This window comes from Pseudomonas sp. Y3 TE3536 (genome assembly GCF_053629175.1).
In genome coordinates, this window is sequence record NZ_JBRJHU010000001.1 from 1,958,164 (window position 1) to 1,973,707 (window position 15,544).

At 62.6% G+C, this 15,544-nt stretch carries 14 protein-coding genes; 7 read left to right on the forward strand and 7 right to left on the reverse strand.

Features of this window, described 5'->3' with window-relative positions:
• Nucleotides 1–7 precede the first annotated feature (7 nt).
• Nucleotides 8–316, forward strand: a complete 309-nt coding sequence (locus AB7M33_RS08845; protein WP_099427975.1) for a tetratricopeptide repeat protein — start codon at nt 8–10, stop codon at nt 314–316.
• 117 nt (nt 317–433) lie between these two features.
• Here the strand turns inward: AB7M33_RS08845 and AB7M33_RS08850 are convergent, their stop codons facing one another.
• Together AB7M33_RS08850 and AB7M33_RS08855 are read right to left on the reverse strand one after the other, a co-directional pair.
• Complete coding sequence (locus tag AB7M33_RS08850; RefSeq protein WP_099427974.1) at nt 434–1,321, reverse strand: lysophospholipid acyltransferase; 888 nt, start codon at nt 1,319–1,321, stop codon at nt 434–436.
• A gap of 41 nt (nt 1,322–1,362) precedes the next feature.
• On the reverse strand, nt 1,363–1,914 hold the full coding sequence (locus AB7M33_RS08855; protein ID WP_027592053.1) for a DNA-3-methyladenine glycosylase I: 552 nt from the start codon (nt 1,912–1,914) through the stop codon (nt 1,363–1,365).
• An 83-nt stretch (nt 1,915–1,997) separates the two neighbouring features.
• Here AB7M33_RS08855 and glyQ point away from each other — a divergent pair, with 83 nt between their 5' ends.
• The 4 genes from glyQ to AB7M33_RS08875 are packed head-to-tail and all read left to right on the forward strand — an operon-like array spanning nt 1,998 to nt 6,355.
• The gene (gene glyQ / locus AB7M33_RS08860) at nt 1,998–2,945 is read left to right on the forward strand and encodes a glycine--tRNA ligase subunit alpha (protein ID WP_027592054.1); all 948 of its coding nucleotides are present in this window, start codon (nt 1,998–2,000) and stop codon (nt 2,943–2,945) included.
• Nucleotides 2,942–4,993 carry a glycine--tRNA ligase subunit beta gene (gene glyS, locus AB7M33_RS08865; RefSeq protein ID WP_085272131.1) on the forward strand — a complete coding sequence of 684 codons (2,052 nt, stop codon included), beginning with the start codon at nt 2,942–2,944 and terminating at the stop codon, nt 4,991–4,993. The genes glyQ and glyS overlap by 4 nt, the downstream gene beginning before the upstream one ends.
• A gap of 3 nt (nt 4,994–4,996) precedes the next feature.
• Nucleotides 4,997–5,524 carry a D-glycero-beta-D-manno-heptose 1,7-bisphosphate 7-phosphatase gene (gene gmhB, locus AB7M33_RS08870; protein WP_027592056.1) on the forward strand — a complete coding sequence of 176 codons (528 nt, stop codon included), beginning with the start codon at nt 4,997–4,999 and terminating at the stop codon, nt 5,522–5,524.
• Between the two features lie 60 nt (nt 5,525–5,584).
• Nucleotides 5,585–6,355, forward strand: coding sequence for a lysophospholipid acyltransferase family protein (locus AB7M33_RS08875; RefSeq protein WP_027592057.1), 771 nt, complete (start codon nt 5,585–5,587; stop codon nt 6,353–6,355).
• Nucleotides 6,356–6,535: 180 nt separating this feature from the next.
• Here the strand turns inward: AB7M33_RS08875 and AB7M33_RS08880 are convergent, their stop codons facing one another.
• Both AB7M33_RS08880 and AB7M33_RS08885 read right to left on the reverse strand, forming a co-directional pair.
• Nucleotides 6,536–8,155, reverse strand: coding sequence for an MFS transporter (locus AB7M33_RS08880; protein WP_238209901.1), 1,620 nt, complete (start codon nt 8,153–8,155; stop codon nt 6,536–6,538).
• A 97-nt stretch (nt 8,156–8,252) separates the two neighbouring features.
• The gene (locus tag AB7M33_RS08885; protein ID WP_238209902.1) at nt 8,253–9,899 is read right to left on the reverse strand and encodes a GMC family oxidoreductase; all 1,647 of its coding nucleotides are present in this window, start codon (nt 9,897–9,899) and stop codon (nt 8,253–8,255) included.
• Nucleotides 9,900–10,059: 160 nt separating this feature from the next.
• On the opposite strand from AB7M33_RS08885, the gene AB7M33_RS08890 reads away from it, so the two are divergent.
• Nucleotides 10,060–10,947: a LysR family transcriptional regulator gene (locus AB7M33_RS08890; protein WP_027592060.1), complete on the forward strand. Its 888-nt coding sequence runs from the start codon at nt 10,060–10,062 to the stop codon at nt 10,945–10,947.
• Here the strand turns inward: AB7M33_RS08890 and AB7M33_RS08895 are convergent.
• From AB7M33_RS08895 to AB7M33_RS08905, 3 genes are read right to left on the reverse strand one after another with little or no spacing between them, the layout of a single operon-like run.
• Nucleotides 10,936–11,754: a sulfite exporter TauE/SafE family protein gene (locus AB7M33_RS08895; protein ID WP_238209906.1), complete on the reverse strand. Its 819-nt coding sequence runs from the start codon at nt 11,752–11,754 to the stop codon at nt 10,936–10,938. The two genes, AB7M33_RS08890 and AB7M33_RS08895, sit on opposite strands and share 12 nt — an antisense overlap.
• Nucleotides 11,751–13,031 carry an NAD(P)/FAD-dependent oxidoreductase gene (locus tag AB7M33_RS08900; RefSeq protein ID WP_454242729.1) on the reverse strand — a complete coding sequence of 427 codons (1,281 nt, stop codon included), beginning with the start codon at nt 13,029–13,031 and terminating at the stop codon, nt 11,751–11,753. Before AB7M33_RS08900 ends, AB7M33_RS08895 begins: the two co-directional genes overlap by 4 nt.
• A 39-nt stretch (nt 13,032–13,070) precedes the next feature.
• Nucleotides 13,071–13,955, reverse strand: a complete 885-nt coding sequence (locus tag AB7M33_RS08905; protein WP_454242730.1) for an MBL fold metallo-hydrolase — start codon at nt 13,953–13,955, stop codon at nt 13,071–13,073.
• A 222-nt stretch (nt 13,956–14,177) separates the two neighbouring features.
• Here AB7M33_RS08905 and AB7M33_RS08910 point away from each other — a divergent pair, with 222 nt between their 5' ends.
• Nucleotides 14,178–15,479, forward strand: coding sequence for a sigma-54 interaction domain-containing protein (locus AB7M33_RS08910; protein WP_454242731.1), 1,302 nt, complete (start codon nt 14,178–14,180; stop codon nt 15,477–15,479).
• The last annotated feature ends 65 nt before the right edge of the window (nt 15,480–15,544 follow it).

A 15,544-nucleotide genomic window follows, 5' to 3' on the forward strand; every position in this document is an offset into this window, starting at 1 on the left:
AGAGGGCATGCGCGAATCGCTGGAGAAGATGCTGGCCAAGGGTGTGGATAACCCGCTGTTGAGGTTCGGCCTTGGCAAGGCCTGGCTGGACGAGGGCAATGGCGCTGAGGCGGCGGTGCACCTGGCGCGTTGCGTGGAGCAGGACCCTAAGTATTCGGCGGCGTGGAAGTTGCTGGGTAAGGCGTATCAGTTGCAGGGGGATTTGGCGGCGGCGCGCAAGGCCTGGGAGGACGGGATCGTGGCGGCGCAGGCCCATGGGGATAAGCAGGCCGAGAAAGAGATGGCGGTGTTCCTTAAGAAGCTGAACAGGGTCTGAGATTGCCGGGGCTGCTGCGCAGCCCATCGCGACGCAAGGCCGCTCCTACAGATAACCGCGATCCTTTGTAGGAGCGGCCTTGTGTCGCGAAAGGGGCGCAACGCGCCCCCAAAAACATCAATACCAGCGCGCTTCGCCAGCCGGGCGCTTCTTGAAGCGCTTCATGCTCCACATGTACTGGCTCGGATACTCACGCACATACCGCTCGACCACCTTGCTCATGGCCGCCGCCGACTCGGTCACATCCGTGCTGTACATCGCCTCCGGCGCCGCTTCCAGAATCACCCGGAACCCAGACCCGTCCGGCAGCCGCAACGCATGCAGGAACACACCCACCGCCTTGCCACCGGCCAGCATGTTCGGCACGAACTTGCTGGTCAGCGCCTGGGTGCCCAGGAACGGCACGAACACACCCGCCGACTCAGCAGGTTCCGGGTCGGCAGGAATGCCCACCTGGCCCCCGCGGCGCACTTCCTTGATCACGCTGAGGATGCCTTCCTTGGTCGAAGGCGCCACACGGTTACCCATCTGCACCCGCTGTTCACGCAACAAATCATCCACAGCTTTGAGCTTCGGCGGGCGGTAGAAGATGATCGGTTTGCACTGGTTGCAATAGAAGTGGTTCAACACTTCCCAGTTACCCAGATGGCTGGTGATGCCCACCACGCCCTTGCCCGAGGCCAGGGCCTGCTCCAGCACTTCCAGGCCGTGCACTTCCTTGACCAGTTCCAGCGAACGCTGCGGTGGCCAGATCCAGGCACAAGCGCTTTCGACAAAGGATTTGCCGATGTCTCTCAGCGCGCGGCCGACCAGTTGCTCACGTTCGGCCGGGTCCATCTCCGGGAAACACTTGGCGAGGTTGATACGCACCACGTTGCGCGACCCGTTCGGGACCTTCCACATCAGCCAGCCGATACCGGCGCCGACGCGCTGCACAGCGCCCCAGGGCAACTTGGCGAACAGTCGAAGCACCCCGACCATCAGGGCGCCCTTGAACTTTTCCACAGGCGAATTCCTTATTTCAGCAAGGCGCGCATTGTACCCCGTCAGCGCGCCAAGGCGGCGTAGCGATCACAATCGGTGGTGTGGTCCATGACCATACCGGTGGCCTGCATGAAGGCATAACAGATGGTTGGGCCGACAAACGTGAAGCCGGCTTTTTGTAGGGCCTTGCTCATTGCCTTCGCTTCATCGGTAACGGCAGGCATTTCGCTTCGGTCCTTGAAATGGTTGACTTTGGGCGTGCCGCCCACAAACGACCAGAGCCACTCGGCTGGGTTATCCACAGCCAGCCAGGCCTGGGCGTTGCGCCGGGCCGCCTTGAGCTTGAGGCGGTTGCGGATGATGCCGGCGTCGAGCATCAGTGCTTCGATCCGTTCATCGCTCATCTGCGCCAACTTCACCGGGTCGAAACCATGCATCACCTCGCGATAACGCTCGCGTTTACGTAAAACCGTGATCCATGACAGCCCCGCCTGGAACCCTTCGAGCAAAAGCATCTCGAACAGCAACGCCGGATCACGCTGCGGTGTTCCCCATTCCTGGTCGTGGTAGGCCTGGTACAACGGATCGTCGGTACACCAAAAGCAGCGTGGCATAAGGCTCCAATGAGTAGAGGGCGAGGCGAATCAGGTTATACTCCCGCTCTTTACATCCGCATCCCCAGATACAGGTGAATTTCGTGAGCCAGCCTACGCCAGCCGTGCGTACCTTCCAAGACCTGATCCTCGCCCTGCAGAACTACTGGGCAGCTCAAGGTTGTGTGGTGCTTCAGCCCTACGATATGGAAGTAGGCGCCGGCACTTTCCATACCGCCACGTTCCTGCGCGCCGTCGGCCCAGAGACCTGGAACGCCGCCTACGTGCAGCCTAGCCGTCGCCCTGCCGACGGGCGGTATGGCGAAAACCCAAACCGCCTGCAGCACTACTACCAGTTCCAGGTGGTGCTCAAGCCGAACCCGGCCAACTTCCAGGAGCTGTACCTCGGCTCGCTGAAAGCCATTGGCCTGGATCCGCTGGTCCACGATATCCGTTTCGTCGAAGACAACTGGGAATCGCCAACCCTCGGCGCCTGGGGCCTGGGCTGGGAAATCTGGCTCAACGGCATGGAGGTGACCCAGTTCACCTACTTCCAGCAAGTGGGCGGCATCGAGTGCTACCCGGTCACCGGTGAAATCACCTACGGCCTCGAACGCCTGGCCATGTACATCCAGGGTGTCGATTCGGTCTACGACCTGGTATGGGCCGATGGCCCGTTCGGCAAGGTTACCTACGGCGACGTGTTCCACCAGAACGAAGTCGAGCAGTCGACCTACAACTTCGAACACGCCAACGTCGAGAAACTGTTCGAGCTGTTCGACTTCTACGAAAGCGAAGCCAACCGCCTGATCAAGCTGGAGCTGCCGCTGCCGACCTACGAAATGGTCCTGAAGGCTTCGCACACCTTCAACCTGCTCGACGCCCGCCGCGCCATCTCGGTGACCGAGCGCCAGCGTTACATCCTGCGCGTACGTACCCTGGCCCGGGACGTGGCGCAAAGCTATCTGCAAGCCCGCGCACGCCTGGGCTTCCCGATGGCCACCCCTGAATTGCGTGACGAAGTGTTGGCTAAGCTGGAGGCTGCACAATGAGTGCTCAAGATTTCCTGGTAGAACTGGGCACCGAAGAGCTGCCACCCAAGGCCCTCGCCAGCCTGGGCGACGCCTTCCTGGCCGGTATCGAGAAAGGCCTGCAGGCCGCTGGCCTGAACTACGCCAGCAAATCGGTATACGCCGCGCCGCGCCGCCTGGCCGTACTGATCCGCCAACTCGACGTGCAGCAGCCTGACCGCAGCATCAACATCGACGGCCCGCCCCTGCAGGCTGCTTTCAAAGACGGCGAGCCGACCCAAGCGGCCCTGGGCTTTGCCAAGAAGTGCGGTGTAGAGCTGTCGGAAATCGACCAGAGCGGCGCCAAGCTGCGTTTCTCCCAGCACATCCCGGGCAAGGCCACTACCAGCCTGCTGCCGACCATCGTCGAAGACTCGCTCAACGACCTGCCGATCCCTAAGCGCATGCGCTGGGGCGCCAGCCGCGAAGAGTTCGTGCGCCCAACCCAGTGGCTGGTGATGCTGCTTGGCGACCAGGTCGTCGACTGCACCATCCTCGCCCAGCAGGCCGGCCGTGAGTCCCGTGGCCACCGCTTCCACCACCCGGAAAACGTGGTTATCACCACCCCGGCCAACTACGTCGAAGACCTGCGCAAAGCCTACGTGCTGGCCGACTTCGCCGAGCGCCGCGAGCTGATTGCCAAGCGCACCGCCGAACTGGCCCTGCAGCAGGAAGGCAGCGCCATCGTGCCGCCGGCGCTGCTGGACGAAGTGACCGCGCTGGTCGAGTGGCCAGTGCCGCTGGTGTGCTCGTTCGAGGAGCGTTTCCTCGACGTGCCGCAAGAAGCCCTGATCACCACTATGCAGGACAACCAGAAGTACTTCTGCCTGCTGGACAGCGAAGGCAAGCTGCTGCCGCGCTTCATCACCGTGGCCAACGTCGAAAGCCGTGACCCGAAGCAGATCATCGAAGGCAACGAAAAGGTCGTGCGCCCACGCCTGACCGATGCCGAGTTCTTCTTCAAGCAAGACAAGAAGCAGCCGCTAGAAACCTTCAACGAGCGCCTCAAGAACGTGGTGTTCCAGGCTCAACTGGGCACCGTGTACGACAAGGCCGAGCGTGTTTCCAAGCTGGCCGCGTTCATTGCCCCGCTGATTGGCGGCGACGCCCAGCGCGCCGCGCGTGCCGGCCTGCTGTCCAAGTGCGACCTGGCCACCGAGATGGTCGGCGAGTTCCCTGAGATGCAGGGCGTTGCCGGTTACTACTACGCGCTCAACGATGGCGAGCCGCAAGACGTCGCCCTGGCCCTGAACGAGCAGTACATGCCGCGCGGTGCTGGCGCCGAGCTGCCAGAGACCGTCACCGGTGCTGCCGTGGCGATCGCTGACAAACTCGACACCCTGGTCGGTATCTTCGGTATCGGCATGCTGCCAACCGGTAGTAAAGACCCGTACGCACTGCGCCGCGCTGCGCTGGGCGTGCTGCGCATCCTGATTGAGAAGCAGCTGGACCTGGACCTGACCGGTGCGGCCGAGTTCGCGGTCAAGCAGTTCGGTGCCAAGGTCAAGGCTGCCGGCCTGGCTGAGCAAGTGCTGGAGTTCATCTTCGATCGCCTGCGTGCACGCTACGAAGACGAAGGCATCGACGTGGCCACCTACCTGTCGGTACGTGCCCTGAAGCCGGGCTCTGCCCTGGACTTCGACCAGCGTGTGCAGGCCGTGCAGGCGTTCCGCAAACTGCCGGAAGCCGAAGCCCTGGCCGCGGTGAACAAGCGCGTATCGAACCTGCTGAGCAAGGCCGAAGGCGCCATCGCCGAACAGGTCGAGCCGAAGTACTTCGACAACGCCAACGAGTTCTCCCTGTACTCGGCCATTCAGCAGGCCGACCAGGCCGTGCAACCGATGGCCGCTGCGCGTCAGTACAGCGAGTCGCTGGCCCGCCTGGCAGCCCTGCGTGACCCGGTCGACGCCTTCTTCGAGGCGGTGATGGTCAACGCCGAGGACGCCAAGGTCCGCGCCAACCGTTATGCCCTGCTCAGCCGCCTGCGCGGTCTGTTCCTGGGTGTGGCCGACATCTCGCTGCTGGGGTAAGCCTTGAAACTGCTGATTCTCGATCGAGACGGGGTGATCAACTATGACTCCGACGCTTACATCAAGTCGCTGGAGGAGTGGATCCCCATCCCCGGCTCGGTCGAGGCCATCGCGCAGTTGAGCAAAGCGGGCTGGACGGTGGCCGTGGCCACCAACCAGTCCGGCATTGCCCGCGGCTATTACCCGGTGCAAACCCTCGAGGCCATGCACGCGCGCCTGCGTGCGTTGGTGGCCGAGCAGGGCGGCGAAGTGGGCCATATCGTCTATTGCCCACATGGCCCGGATGAAGGCTGCGATTGCCGCAAGCCCAAGCCGGGCATGCTGCGGGCGATTGCCGAGCACTACCAGGCCGACCTTGGCGGCGTGTGGTTTGTCGGCGACAGCCAAGGTGACCTTCAGGCCGCCCTGGCCGTCGGTGCACAACCCGTGTTGGTGAAAACCGGCAAGGGCGAGCGAACCCTGGAAAAAGGTGTCCCTGAAACTACACTGATTTTCGACGATCTGGCAGCTATCGCCAGAGAACTAATTTAAACAGTGCGCCTTAGGGCGCATTTTCTCAGGCGGGCACGCCCCGCAACGGTACATGCCACTATGTCGATCCTGCAGGCGATCAGAATCTTTCTTTTTTACCTGCTGCTGGGCACCAGCTCGTTGCTGTGGTGCTCCCTGAGCTTTTTTGTCGCGCCATTCTTGTCGTTCCCCAAGCGTTACACGTTCATCAACGTGTACTGGTGCCGTTGCGCGTTATTTTTGACCCGCACCATCCTTGGCATCGATTACAAGATCACCGGCGCCGAGAATGTGCCGAATGAGCCGTGTGTGATCCTGTCCAACCATCAGAGCACCTGGGAGACCTTCTTCCTTTCCCAGTACTTCTCGCCGCTCAGCCAAGTGCTCAAGCGCGAGCTGCTGTACGTGCCGTTCTTCGGCTGGGCCATGGCCATGCTGCGGCCCATCGCGATCAACCGCGACAACCCTAAAGAAGCCCTGCGTCAGGTCGCCAGCCAAGGTGATGAACTGCTCAAGCAGGGTGTGTGGGTGCTGATCTTCCCAGAGGGCACCCGCGTGCCGTTTGGCACCGTCGGCAAGTTCTCCCGTGGCGGTACCGCGCTGGCGGTCAATGCCGGCCTGCCGGTGCTGCCCATTGCGCACAACGCGGGCAAGTTCTGGCCCAAGGCTGGCTGGGGCAAGCGTGCGGGCACCATCGAGGTGGTGATCGGTGAGCCAATGTACGCCAACGGCACCGGCCCTCGTGCAATTGCCGAGCTCAATGACCGCGCCGCCGCCTGGAACGAGGCCACGCAAAGGGCCCTGGGTTCGCTGCCACCCGCGGCTGAAAAGCCACAGGAGCAGACTGCTTGAGTTTCTGTGGATAACTTGTGAGCAGTTTTTCTGCGATCTGTTCTATGTATGCAGTAAGTGATTGAATTAGCTGTTTATTTCTTCACATGACAGATTTGCGAAAAACGTGCATAAGTTTTTTCGCGGCATAAAAAAACCGGCTTTTAAAGCCGGTTTTTTTATGGGTGAACCTGAGGTATGTCAGACCTTGTCGATGTCCACGTCCTTGGTTTCTTTCAGGCAGAAAATCCCCACCACCAGGCTGATGCCGGTCACCAGCACCGGGTACCACAGCCCGTAGAAGATATCCCCGGTATACACCACCAGCGCGAACGACACCGTCGGCAGGAAGCCACCGAACCAGCCGTTGCCGATGTGGTAGGGCAGGGACATCGAGGTATAGCGGATACGGGTCGGGAACAGCTCGACCATCACCGCCGCCAGTGGGCCATAGGTCATGGTCGCGATCAGGATCATCGCCACGATCAGCACCACCACCATCACCTCGTTGACCTGCCCCGGATCAGCCTTGGCTGGGTACCCCGCCTGCTCGATCGCCGAGCGCATGGCGGCGTCGTCGAAACCATTGATGGTCTTGTCGCCAATGTTGACCACCACCTCGCTGCCAGCCACGCTCACCGAGCTGTACGGCAGGCCCTGCTTGACCAGGAACGTCTTGACCTTGTCGCATGGGCTGTCGAAGCGCGCCTTGCCAACCGGGTCGAACTGGAAGGTGCAGCCCTGCGGGTCGGCGGTCACGACGATCGGTGCCTGGCGGCTGGCGGCGTCGATCTGCGGGTTGGCGTAATGGCTGAGCGCCTTGAACAGCGGGAAGTACAGCACCGTCGCCAGCAGCAGGCCGAGCATCAGAATCGGCTTACGCCCGATACGGTCCGACAGCCAACCGAAGAACACGAAGAACGGCGCGCCGATCACCACACTGATGATCAGCAGCGTGTTGGCCTGGGCGGGGTCCATCTTGAGCATCTGGGTCATGAAGAACAGCACGTAGAACTGCGCGGTGTAGAAGGTCACCGCCTGGCCAGCATTGATGCTGAACAGGGCAGTGAGCACCACCTTGAGGTTCGGCCAGGAGGTGAACGACTCGCGGATCGGCGATTTGCTGATCTTGCCCTGGGCCTTCATTTTCACGAAGGCAGGCGACTCATGCATGCTCATGCGAATCCAGGTGGAAATCGCCAACAGGAAAATCGACAGCAGGAACGGCAGGCGCCAGCCCCAGGTTTCGAACTGGTCACCACTGATGTAACGGCTGCCCAGTACGACCAGCAACGACAGCAGCAGGCCCAGGGTGGCGGTGGATTGAATGAAACCGGTATGGAAGCCGCGTTTACCCTGCGGGGCATGCTCGGCCACGTAGGTAGCCGCGCCACCGTACTCGCCCCCAAGCGCCAGGCCCTGCAGCATGCGCAGGATCACCAGGATGATCGGTGCCGCAATACCAATGCTGGCATAGGTGGGCAGCAGGCCGACGGCAAAGGTCGACAGGCCCATCAGCACGATGGTCACCAGGAAGGTGTACTTGCGCCCAATCATGTCGCCCAGCCGGCCAAACACCAGCGCACCGAAGGGGCGAACCAGGAAGCCGGCGGCGAAGGCCATCAAGGCAAAGATGAAGGCCGTGGTGTCGTTGACCCCAGCAAAGAACTGCTTGCTGATGACCGCCGCCAGCGCGCCATAGAGAAAAAAGTCATACCACTCGAAAACCGTCCCGAGGGATGACGCGAAAATGATCTTTCTTTCTTCACGACGGCTGGCGCTGCTGGCCGTCGCACCCTGCTCTTGGATGTAATCCGACATCGTTGCTGTCCTCGGCCCACAGGCCACAGTGATTATTCTTTTTGTTCCACTGTCGGCAGCCTCCGACCGCAAGCTGCCGGTGTTGCACGCACCCGGGTCAGGGCGTCGGTATTGCGTCTTCGTTTAGGTAGGTCTGGGTCGCAGCTCCTTTGAGGATAAGTTGCGCCGCCTTTTCGGCGATCATCAGCGTGGGTGAACAGGTATTGCCGGAGGTGATCTGCGGCATGATCGAGGCATCCGCCACCCGCAAGCCTGGGATGCCATGCACCCGCAGTTGGTTATCCACAACATCCTCTGGGCCACTGCCCATGCGGCAGGTGCCCACGGGATGGAAGATGGTGGTGCCAATCTTGCCAGCGGCCTCAAACAACTCGTCTTCGCTTTGCAGGGCAGGGCCCGGCAGGTATTCCTGGGGGGCGAAGGCCGCGAGGGCAGGGGCCTGGACGATGCGCCGCGTCATGCGGATGGCGTCTGCAGCGACCCGCAAGTCCTGTGGGTCACTGAGGTAGTTAGGGTCGATCAGTGGCGCGCTGTGCATATCGGCGGCGCGGATGTCGATGCGCCCGCGGCTGAGCGGGCGCAGGTTGCACACCGAAGCGGTGAAGGCCGGGAAGCGGTGCAATGGCTCGCCGAACCGCTCCAGCGACAAGGGCTGCACGTGGTACTGCAAGTTGGCCGTGGCATGTTCGGGGCTGGAGCGCACGAACGCCCCCAACTGGCTTGGCGCCATGGCCAGCGGGCCGCTGCGGTCATAGAGATAACGCAGGCCCATGCCCATCTTGCCCCACAGGCTGTTGGCCATCTGGTTCAGGGTACGGGTGTTGCGGATCTGGTAGATCAGGCGCAATTGCAGGTGGTCCTGCAGGTTGCCGCCGACACCGGGCATGTCATGCCGCACGCCAATGCCCAAGTCTTCGAGCAGCTTGCGCGGGCCGATGCCAGACCGTTGCAGGATCCCCGGCGAGCCGACGGCGCCGGCGCACAGAATGATCTCGCGACGGGCAGCGAACTCGTGCCAGGCTCCTTGCCAGCGGGCTTTTACCGCACGGGCACGGGTGTTGTTGAGCAGTACCTGATCGACCTCTACACCGGTCAGCACCGTCAGGTTGGACCGGCTGAGCACGGGCCGAAGAAACGCCTTTGACGCGTTCCAGCGCACGCCACTGCGCTGGTTGACCTGAAAGTATCCACAGCCCTGGTTGTCACCGGTGTTGAAGTCGTCGACCTTGGCGATGCCACTTTGCTCGGCCGCCTCGCGGAACGCATCGAGGATCGGCCAGCTGTAACGCTGGCGCTCGACCCGCCATTCGCCGGCAGCGCCATGGTGCTCGCTGTCACCGGCAAAATGGTTTTCACTGGCCTTGAACAGTGGCAGTACGTCCTTCCAGGCCCAGCCTGGGTTGCCTTGCTCGGCCCAGTGGTCATAGTCAGCCGCCTGGCCGCGCATGTAGATCATGCCGTTGATCGATGAACAACCGCCCAGCACCTTGCCCCGTGGATAACCCAGGCTGCGACCACCCAGGCCGCTTTGTGCTTCGGTCTTGAAGCACCAGTCAGTGCGGGGGTTGCCGATGCAATAGAGGTAGCCGACGGGGATGTGGATCCAGGGATAGTTGTCACGGCCACCCGCCTCCAGCAGCAGCACGCGGCAGGAAGGGTCGGCGGACAATCGATTGGCCAGCAGGCACCCGGCTGGACCGGCGCCCACGACCACGTAGTCGAAGACAGAATCGGCTGATGGCATGTGCAACCTCGCGCCTGATTATTGTTCTTGTCCCGAACCATCTTATTGATTAATTTCGCTGTGGAAACACGAGATTTCGCGCAGCCGCTGTGCGTTTTAGCACAGTGACATGTCTGCTTTGGCCATCGCCGGCCAGAGTGAACAGCCCAAAAGGATCAGCATGTTCGACTGGAACGATCTGCGGTTTTTCCTCGAGTTGCAGCGCAGCGGCCGTTTGCTCACTGCCGCCAAACGCCTCAATACCACCCACAGCACCGTGGCCCGGCATATCGAGAGCATCGAGAAAAGCCTGGGCACGCCACTGTTCGTGCAGCATGCCCAAGGCTACGACCTGACCCCGTCCGGGCAGGCCCTGCTCAAGCACGCCGAAGCCATGGAAAACGTCGCCTTGCTGGCGCAGGAAGAAATCACCCAAGCCATCACCCCGCTGGGCAAGATCCGCCTGGGGGTGACCGAAGGCATTGGCATCATGTTCTTCACCCCGCGCATGAACGCGCTGTTCGAACGCTACCCAGGCCTTGAGGTGGAACTGGTGGCGGTGCCGCGCTTCGTCAGCATCCTCAACCGCGAGGCGGAAATCAGCATCCACCTGGAGCGGCCCAACGCCGACCTGCTGATCACCCGCAAGCTCACCGACTACCGCCTGGCGCTCTACGCCAGCCAAGCGTACCTCGACCGCGCACCGCCGCTGCGCAACCGCGAAGACCTGGCTCGGCACAGCTGGATCGGCTACGTCGATGACCTGCTGTTCAGCCAAGAGCTGCTGTTTCTCAACAGTTTCTGCCGCGCGCCCAACGTGGCGTTTCGCAGCACCAGCGTGATCGCCCAGCAACACGCTGCGCGCGCGGGCCTTGGCATTGCCGTGCTGCCCAACTTCATGGCGCGCCATGACCCGACGCTGGTCCGGGTGCTGCCCAGCGAAACCATCCAGCGCAGCTATTGGATCTGCACCCGTCGCGAACTGCACAAGTCGGTGCGCCTGCGGGTAGTGTGGGACTACCTGCTGGCGCTGTGTGCCGCCGAACAGGGCGAGCTGCTAGCCCAGTAGCGCCTTGCCGGCCAACAGCAGGGCGGCCGCCCAACCGGCCACGGCAAACATCTGCTGCAAGCGCGGCCCGGCGAGTTTGGCTGCCAATGGCCGCGCCAGCAGTAAACCGGCCACCGCACCGAGCGCAAACGGTGCGCCGACCTGCCAGTGCATCACCCCCGCCAGGCTGGCGCTGACCACGCTCCCCGTGGACACCAGCGCAATCACCGCCAGCGAGGTCGAGACGATGCTGGCCATGCGCAAATTGGTGTAGCGGTTCAAGGCGGGGATGATCACAAACCCACCGCCCACGCCCAGCAACCCGGACAGCAATCCCGACAGCGCGCCGGTAAAGGCCAGGGCGCGTGCGCAGGGCAACGTCCAGCGTAAACGGCCCTGCAGCGGGTTGAGCACGCAGGGTTCGATGTAGCGATGAGCATCGTTGGCTTCACCGCGCAGCTCCCTGGCCGCCTTGCGCCAAATGCGCAGGCAGGCGTAAACCAGCACGCCGGCGAATACCAATGCCAGCGGCGTATTGGGCACACGGTGCGCCAGCATCAGCCCGAAGGGCGCGACCGCGATGCCGATCAGGGCGATGAACAACGCCGCTCGGTAGCGCACCAACCCCTGACGCAAACCCAGCACTGCCCCCACGGCGGCAGCAAGGCCCACCGCCAACAGGCCGACTGGCGCCGCCTCGACCATCGACAGGCCAAGGCCAAACACTAGCAATGGCACCGCTAGAATACCGCCCCCCGCGCCGGTCAAGGCCAGCACGGCACCGATGACCGCCCCCAAGCCTGCGCCCAACAGTTGGTGTTCGATCACTGTTTGGCCTCAGCTACCAATGGCTGCGGCCGCGCCAACCATTCACGCCCCTTGAGCATGCCTTTCCAGTACAACGGCGGCAGTACCCGCGCCTTCAGCAACCAGGCCAGGCGCGTCGGCCGTCGGCCATCGAGTAGCCAACGTGGGAAGCTCGGCGCCACTTTGCCGCCGTAGGTGAACTCGGCCAGCACGATCTTGCCGCGCTCGACAGTCAGCGGGCATGAGCCATAGCCGTCGTACATGGCAAGGGTAGGGAGCCTGCCCAACGCCACCAGCACGTTATTGGCCACTACCGGCGCCTGCTTGCGCGCTGCCGCAGCAGTCTTGGCATTACTGGTGTTGGCCACGTCGCCCAGGGCATGGATATTGGTGAACTTTCGATGGCGCAAGGTCTGCGGGTCGACGTCGACCCAGCCCGCGCTGTCTGCTAACGGGCTCTCGCGAATGAAGTCTGGCGCCACCTGCGGCGGCACCACGTGCAGCATGTCGAAGGCCTCGACACGGGTTTCAGTGCTGCCGTCGGCCAAGGTACGCACGAACGTCGCGCGCTTGCCGGGGCCATCCACCGCCACCAGTCGATGGGCGTAGTTAAGGTCCACGGCGTACTTGTCGATGTAAGCCATCAGTGCGGGCACGTAATCGGCCACGCCAAACAGCACGGCACCGGCGTTGAAGAAACTGGCTTTCACATCCCCCAAATGCCCGTGGCGCAGCCAGTGGTCGCAAGACAGGTACAGCGCTTTCTGTGGCGCACCAGCGCACTTGATCGGCATCGGCGGTTGGGTGAACAAGGCGCGGCCCTGCTTGAGCTGCTGCACCAGTTGCCAGGTGTACGAGGCCAGGTCGTAGCGGTAGTTGGAGGTCACGCCGTTACGGCCCAGTGTCTCGCTCAGGCCGTCGATGGCCTGCCAATCGAGTTTCAGGCCTGGGCAAACCACCAACTGTTCATAGCTGATAGCGCGGCCATCTTCGAGTACGACCAACTGGCCCAAGGGGTCGAAGCCCTGCACGCGCGCCCTGATCCAATGCACGCCACGGGGAAGGGTCGAGGCCATGGTGCGCGCCGTGTCTGGCGCCTTGAACACGCCGGCACCGACCAGGGTCCAGCCGGGCTGGTAGTAATGCACGTCGGCGGGGTCGATCAGGGCGATATCCAGTGACGGATCACGGCTGATCAGGCTGGACGCGGTGGCGATACCGGCAGCACCGGCACCGACGATCACCACTTTGTGGTGGTCGGTATTGAGCGTTTTGGCAGGGCGGAGCAAGGCAGGCATGGCGGTATTTCCTGGAAATCTCGTTATGGGTAAAAGCGGTTAAAGCGTGTTCAAAGGAATCTTCAGGTAGCTCACGCCATTGGCCTCAGGCTCAGGGAAGTGGCCGCTGCGCATGTTGACCTGCACCGATGGCAGGATCAGCACGGGCATGTCGAGGGTCTTGTCGCGGGCTTCGCGCATGGCCACGAAGCTGTCTTCGTCGATGCCGTGGTGAATGTGGATATTGCTGCCACGTTGCTCGGCCACAGTCGTGACGTATTGCATGTCGCGCCCGCCCGGCAGGTAGTCGTGGCACATGAACAACCGGGTCTGGTCGGGGAAGGCCAGCAGGCGGCGGATCGAGCGATACAGGGTGCGGGCATCGGCGCCGGGGAAGTCGCAACGGGCTGTGCCATAGTCGGGCATGAACAGCGTGTCACCGACGAACACCGCCGTTTCACCGCCATCGACCACCACATAGCTCATGCAGGCGGGGGTGTGCCCCGGCGTGTGCAAAGCACGGGCATGCAGGTTGCCGATACGGAAACCTTCCTCATCCTCCAGCAGGACATCGAACTGGCTGCCATCCCGGGCAAAGCCGGGTTCGGCATTGAACAGCGCGCCAAACACTTTCTGCACCTGGGTGATCTGCGCACCGATGGCGGTGTGGCCGCCGAGCTTGTCCTTCAGATAGGCCGCGGCCGACAGGTGGTCTGCATGCACATGGGTTTCCAGTATCCACTGCACCTCGGCATCGAGCGCCTGCACCCGGGTGATCAACCGGTCTGCCGAGGCGGTGCAGGTGCGCCCCGACTTGGGGTCGTAATCCAAAACGCTGTCGATCAACGCGCATTTGCGCGTCTCGCCGTCCATGAGCAGGTAGCTGATGGTCGAGGTCGCCTCGTCGAAGAAGGCTTCCACGTGAAGGTTGTTACCGATGATCATCACGTTCTCCAAAGTTTCCTACGCCCCCTATAGAGGCGTAGGCAGTGACCGGAGGTTTATCAAGATGCATGCCAGGGTTTTTCACAGGCCTTGGCCAATGAATACGGGCCGGGCTGGCGCTTGCCTGGCAACATGGCAGCCACGTTGGCAGTCGACTGTCAGCCAATGGCAGTGTTTGGCAGTCCTTGCTACCCTCCGCCGGGTTATCACATCGGTGCCGTCATGCCTGAGCCTCATCACATCATCCTAGCGTTGGTTTCCTACCTCGAACACGATGCCCTGCCCACCATCGTGCTGGACACGGATTACAACATCCTCGCAGCCAACGCGGCCTACCGCCGCCAGTTCGGCCGAGACCAGCAGGCGCCGCTGGGTGAAAAATGCCACAAGGTCTCGCACCACTATGCCGTGCCGTGCGACCAGGCCGGCGAGCATTGCCCCATGCGCAAGGCATGGGACAGCAAGGTGCCGGAACGTGTGCTGCACATTCATCACACGCCACGCGGCCCTGAGCATGTGGACGTCGAGCTGCGGCCAATCCTGGATGAGCAGGGCAGGGTGGTCGCCTTTGTCGAGCGCCTCACCACCATCACGCTCGCCGCAGCGCAACCTCAGCAGCAGGGCTTGGTAGGGCGGGCGCCAGCGTTCAAGGCAGCATTGGCCAGCCTGCAGCGCGCGGCGCCCGCGCAAATCCCGGTGTTGCTCCAGGGCGAATCGGGTACCGGCAAAGAGCTGTTCGCCCGCGCCCTGCACATGGGCAGCCCGCGCGCAAACGGGCCGTTGGTCGTGGTCGACTGCACCGGCTTGACCGAGTCGCTGTTCGAGAGCGAGCTGTTCGGCTACGAGAAAGGGGCGTTCACCGGCGCCAACCAACGCAAGATCGGCCTGGCCGAAGCCGCACATGGCGGCACGTTGTTCCTCGACGAAATTGGCGAAGTGCCGATGGCCATGCAGGTCAAGCTGCTGCGCCTGATCGAGTCCGGCAGCTTCCGCCCGGTGGGCAGCCTGCGGACCGTCCACTCGGATTTCCGTTTGGTCTCGGCCACGCATAAGCCGCTCAAGAGAATGGTCGCCGAAGGTACGTTCCGTGAGGATCTGTATTACCGCATCAGTGGCTTTCCTATCCGGCTGCCTGCCCTGCGTGAGCGCGTGGAGGACCTGCCATTGCTGGTGGAGAGCCTGCTCCAGCGTATGGCTGGGCAGCCCGCGCCCAGGTTGGCCGATGACGCATTGAAGCACCTCGGGCTGCATCCGTTCCCGGGCAATATCCGCGAGTTGCGTAACATCCTTGAGCGGGCACGGCTGTTTGCCGATGACGGGCTGATCCGTCCCGAGCACCTGCCTGACGACATCGGCCCACCGATTGCACCCGGCGTGACCAGGGGCCGAGGCCATAGCGACCTGAGTGAGCTGGCGCAGGCGCTGGAGCAGTTTCAGGGCCCACGCAGTGAGCTGGCGCGCCACTTGGGCATGAGTGAGCGCACGCTCTATCGACGCCTGAAGGCACTGGGTCTCGGCACGTAGGCAGTCTAGGCCTTGCCCACCTTTACCTGACCTTTACCTCGAGCCAAGGAGTAGCTTGGCAAAAC

What these genes read in the sequence shown, in the direction of transcription:
- AB7M33_RS08845 (WP_099427975.1), top strand. Translation starts at nt 8, where the DNA reads ATGCGCGAATCGCTGGAGAAGATGCTGGCCAAGGGTGTGGATAACCCG.
- glyS (WP_085272131.1), top strand. Translation starts at nt 2,942, where the DNA reads ATGAGTGCTCAAGATTTCCTGGTAGAACTGGGCACCGAAGAGCTGCCA.
- AB7M33_RS08855 (WP_027592053.1), bottom strand. Translation starts at nt 1,914, where the DNA reads ATGCCACGCTGCTTTTGGTGTACCGACGATCCGTTGTACCAGGCCTAC.
- AB7M33_RS08900 (WP_454242729.1), bottom strand. Translation starts at nt 13,031, where the DNA reads ATGCCTGCCTTGCTCCGCCCTGCCAAAACGCTCAATACCGACCACCAC.
- AB7M33_RS08910 (WP_454242731.1), top strand. Translation starts at nt 14,178, where the DNA reads ATGCCTGAGCCTCATCACATCATCCTAGCGTTGGTTTCCTACCTCGAA.
- AB7M33_RS08885 (WP_238209902.1), bottom strand. Translation starts at nt 9,899, where the DNA reads ATGCCATCAGCCGATTCTGTCTTCGACTACGTGGTCGTGGGCGCCGGT.
- AB7M33_RS08890 (WP_027592060.1), top strand. Translation starts at nt 10,060, where the DNA reads ATGTTCGACTGGAACGATCTGCGGTTTTTCCTCGAGTTGCAGCGCAGC.
- AB7M33_RS08905 (WP_454242730.1), bottom strand. Translation starts at nt 13,955, where the DNA reads ATGATCATCGGTAACAACCTTCACGTGGAAGCCTTCTTCGACGAGGCG.
- AB7M33_RS08880 (WP_238209901.1), bottom strand. Translation starts at nt 8,155, where the DNA reads ATGTCGGATTACATCCAAGAGCAGGGTGCGACGGCCAGCAGCGCCAGC.
- AB7M33_RS08875 (WP_027592057.1), top strand. Translation starts at nt 5,585, where the DNA reads ATGTCGATCCTGCAGGCGATCAGAATCTTTCTTTTTTACCTGCTGCTG.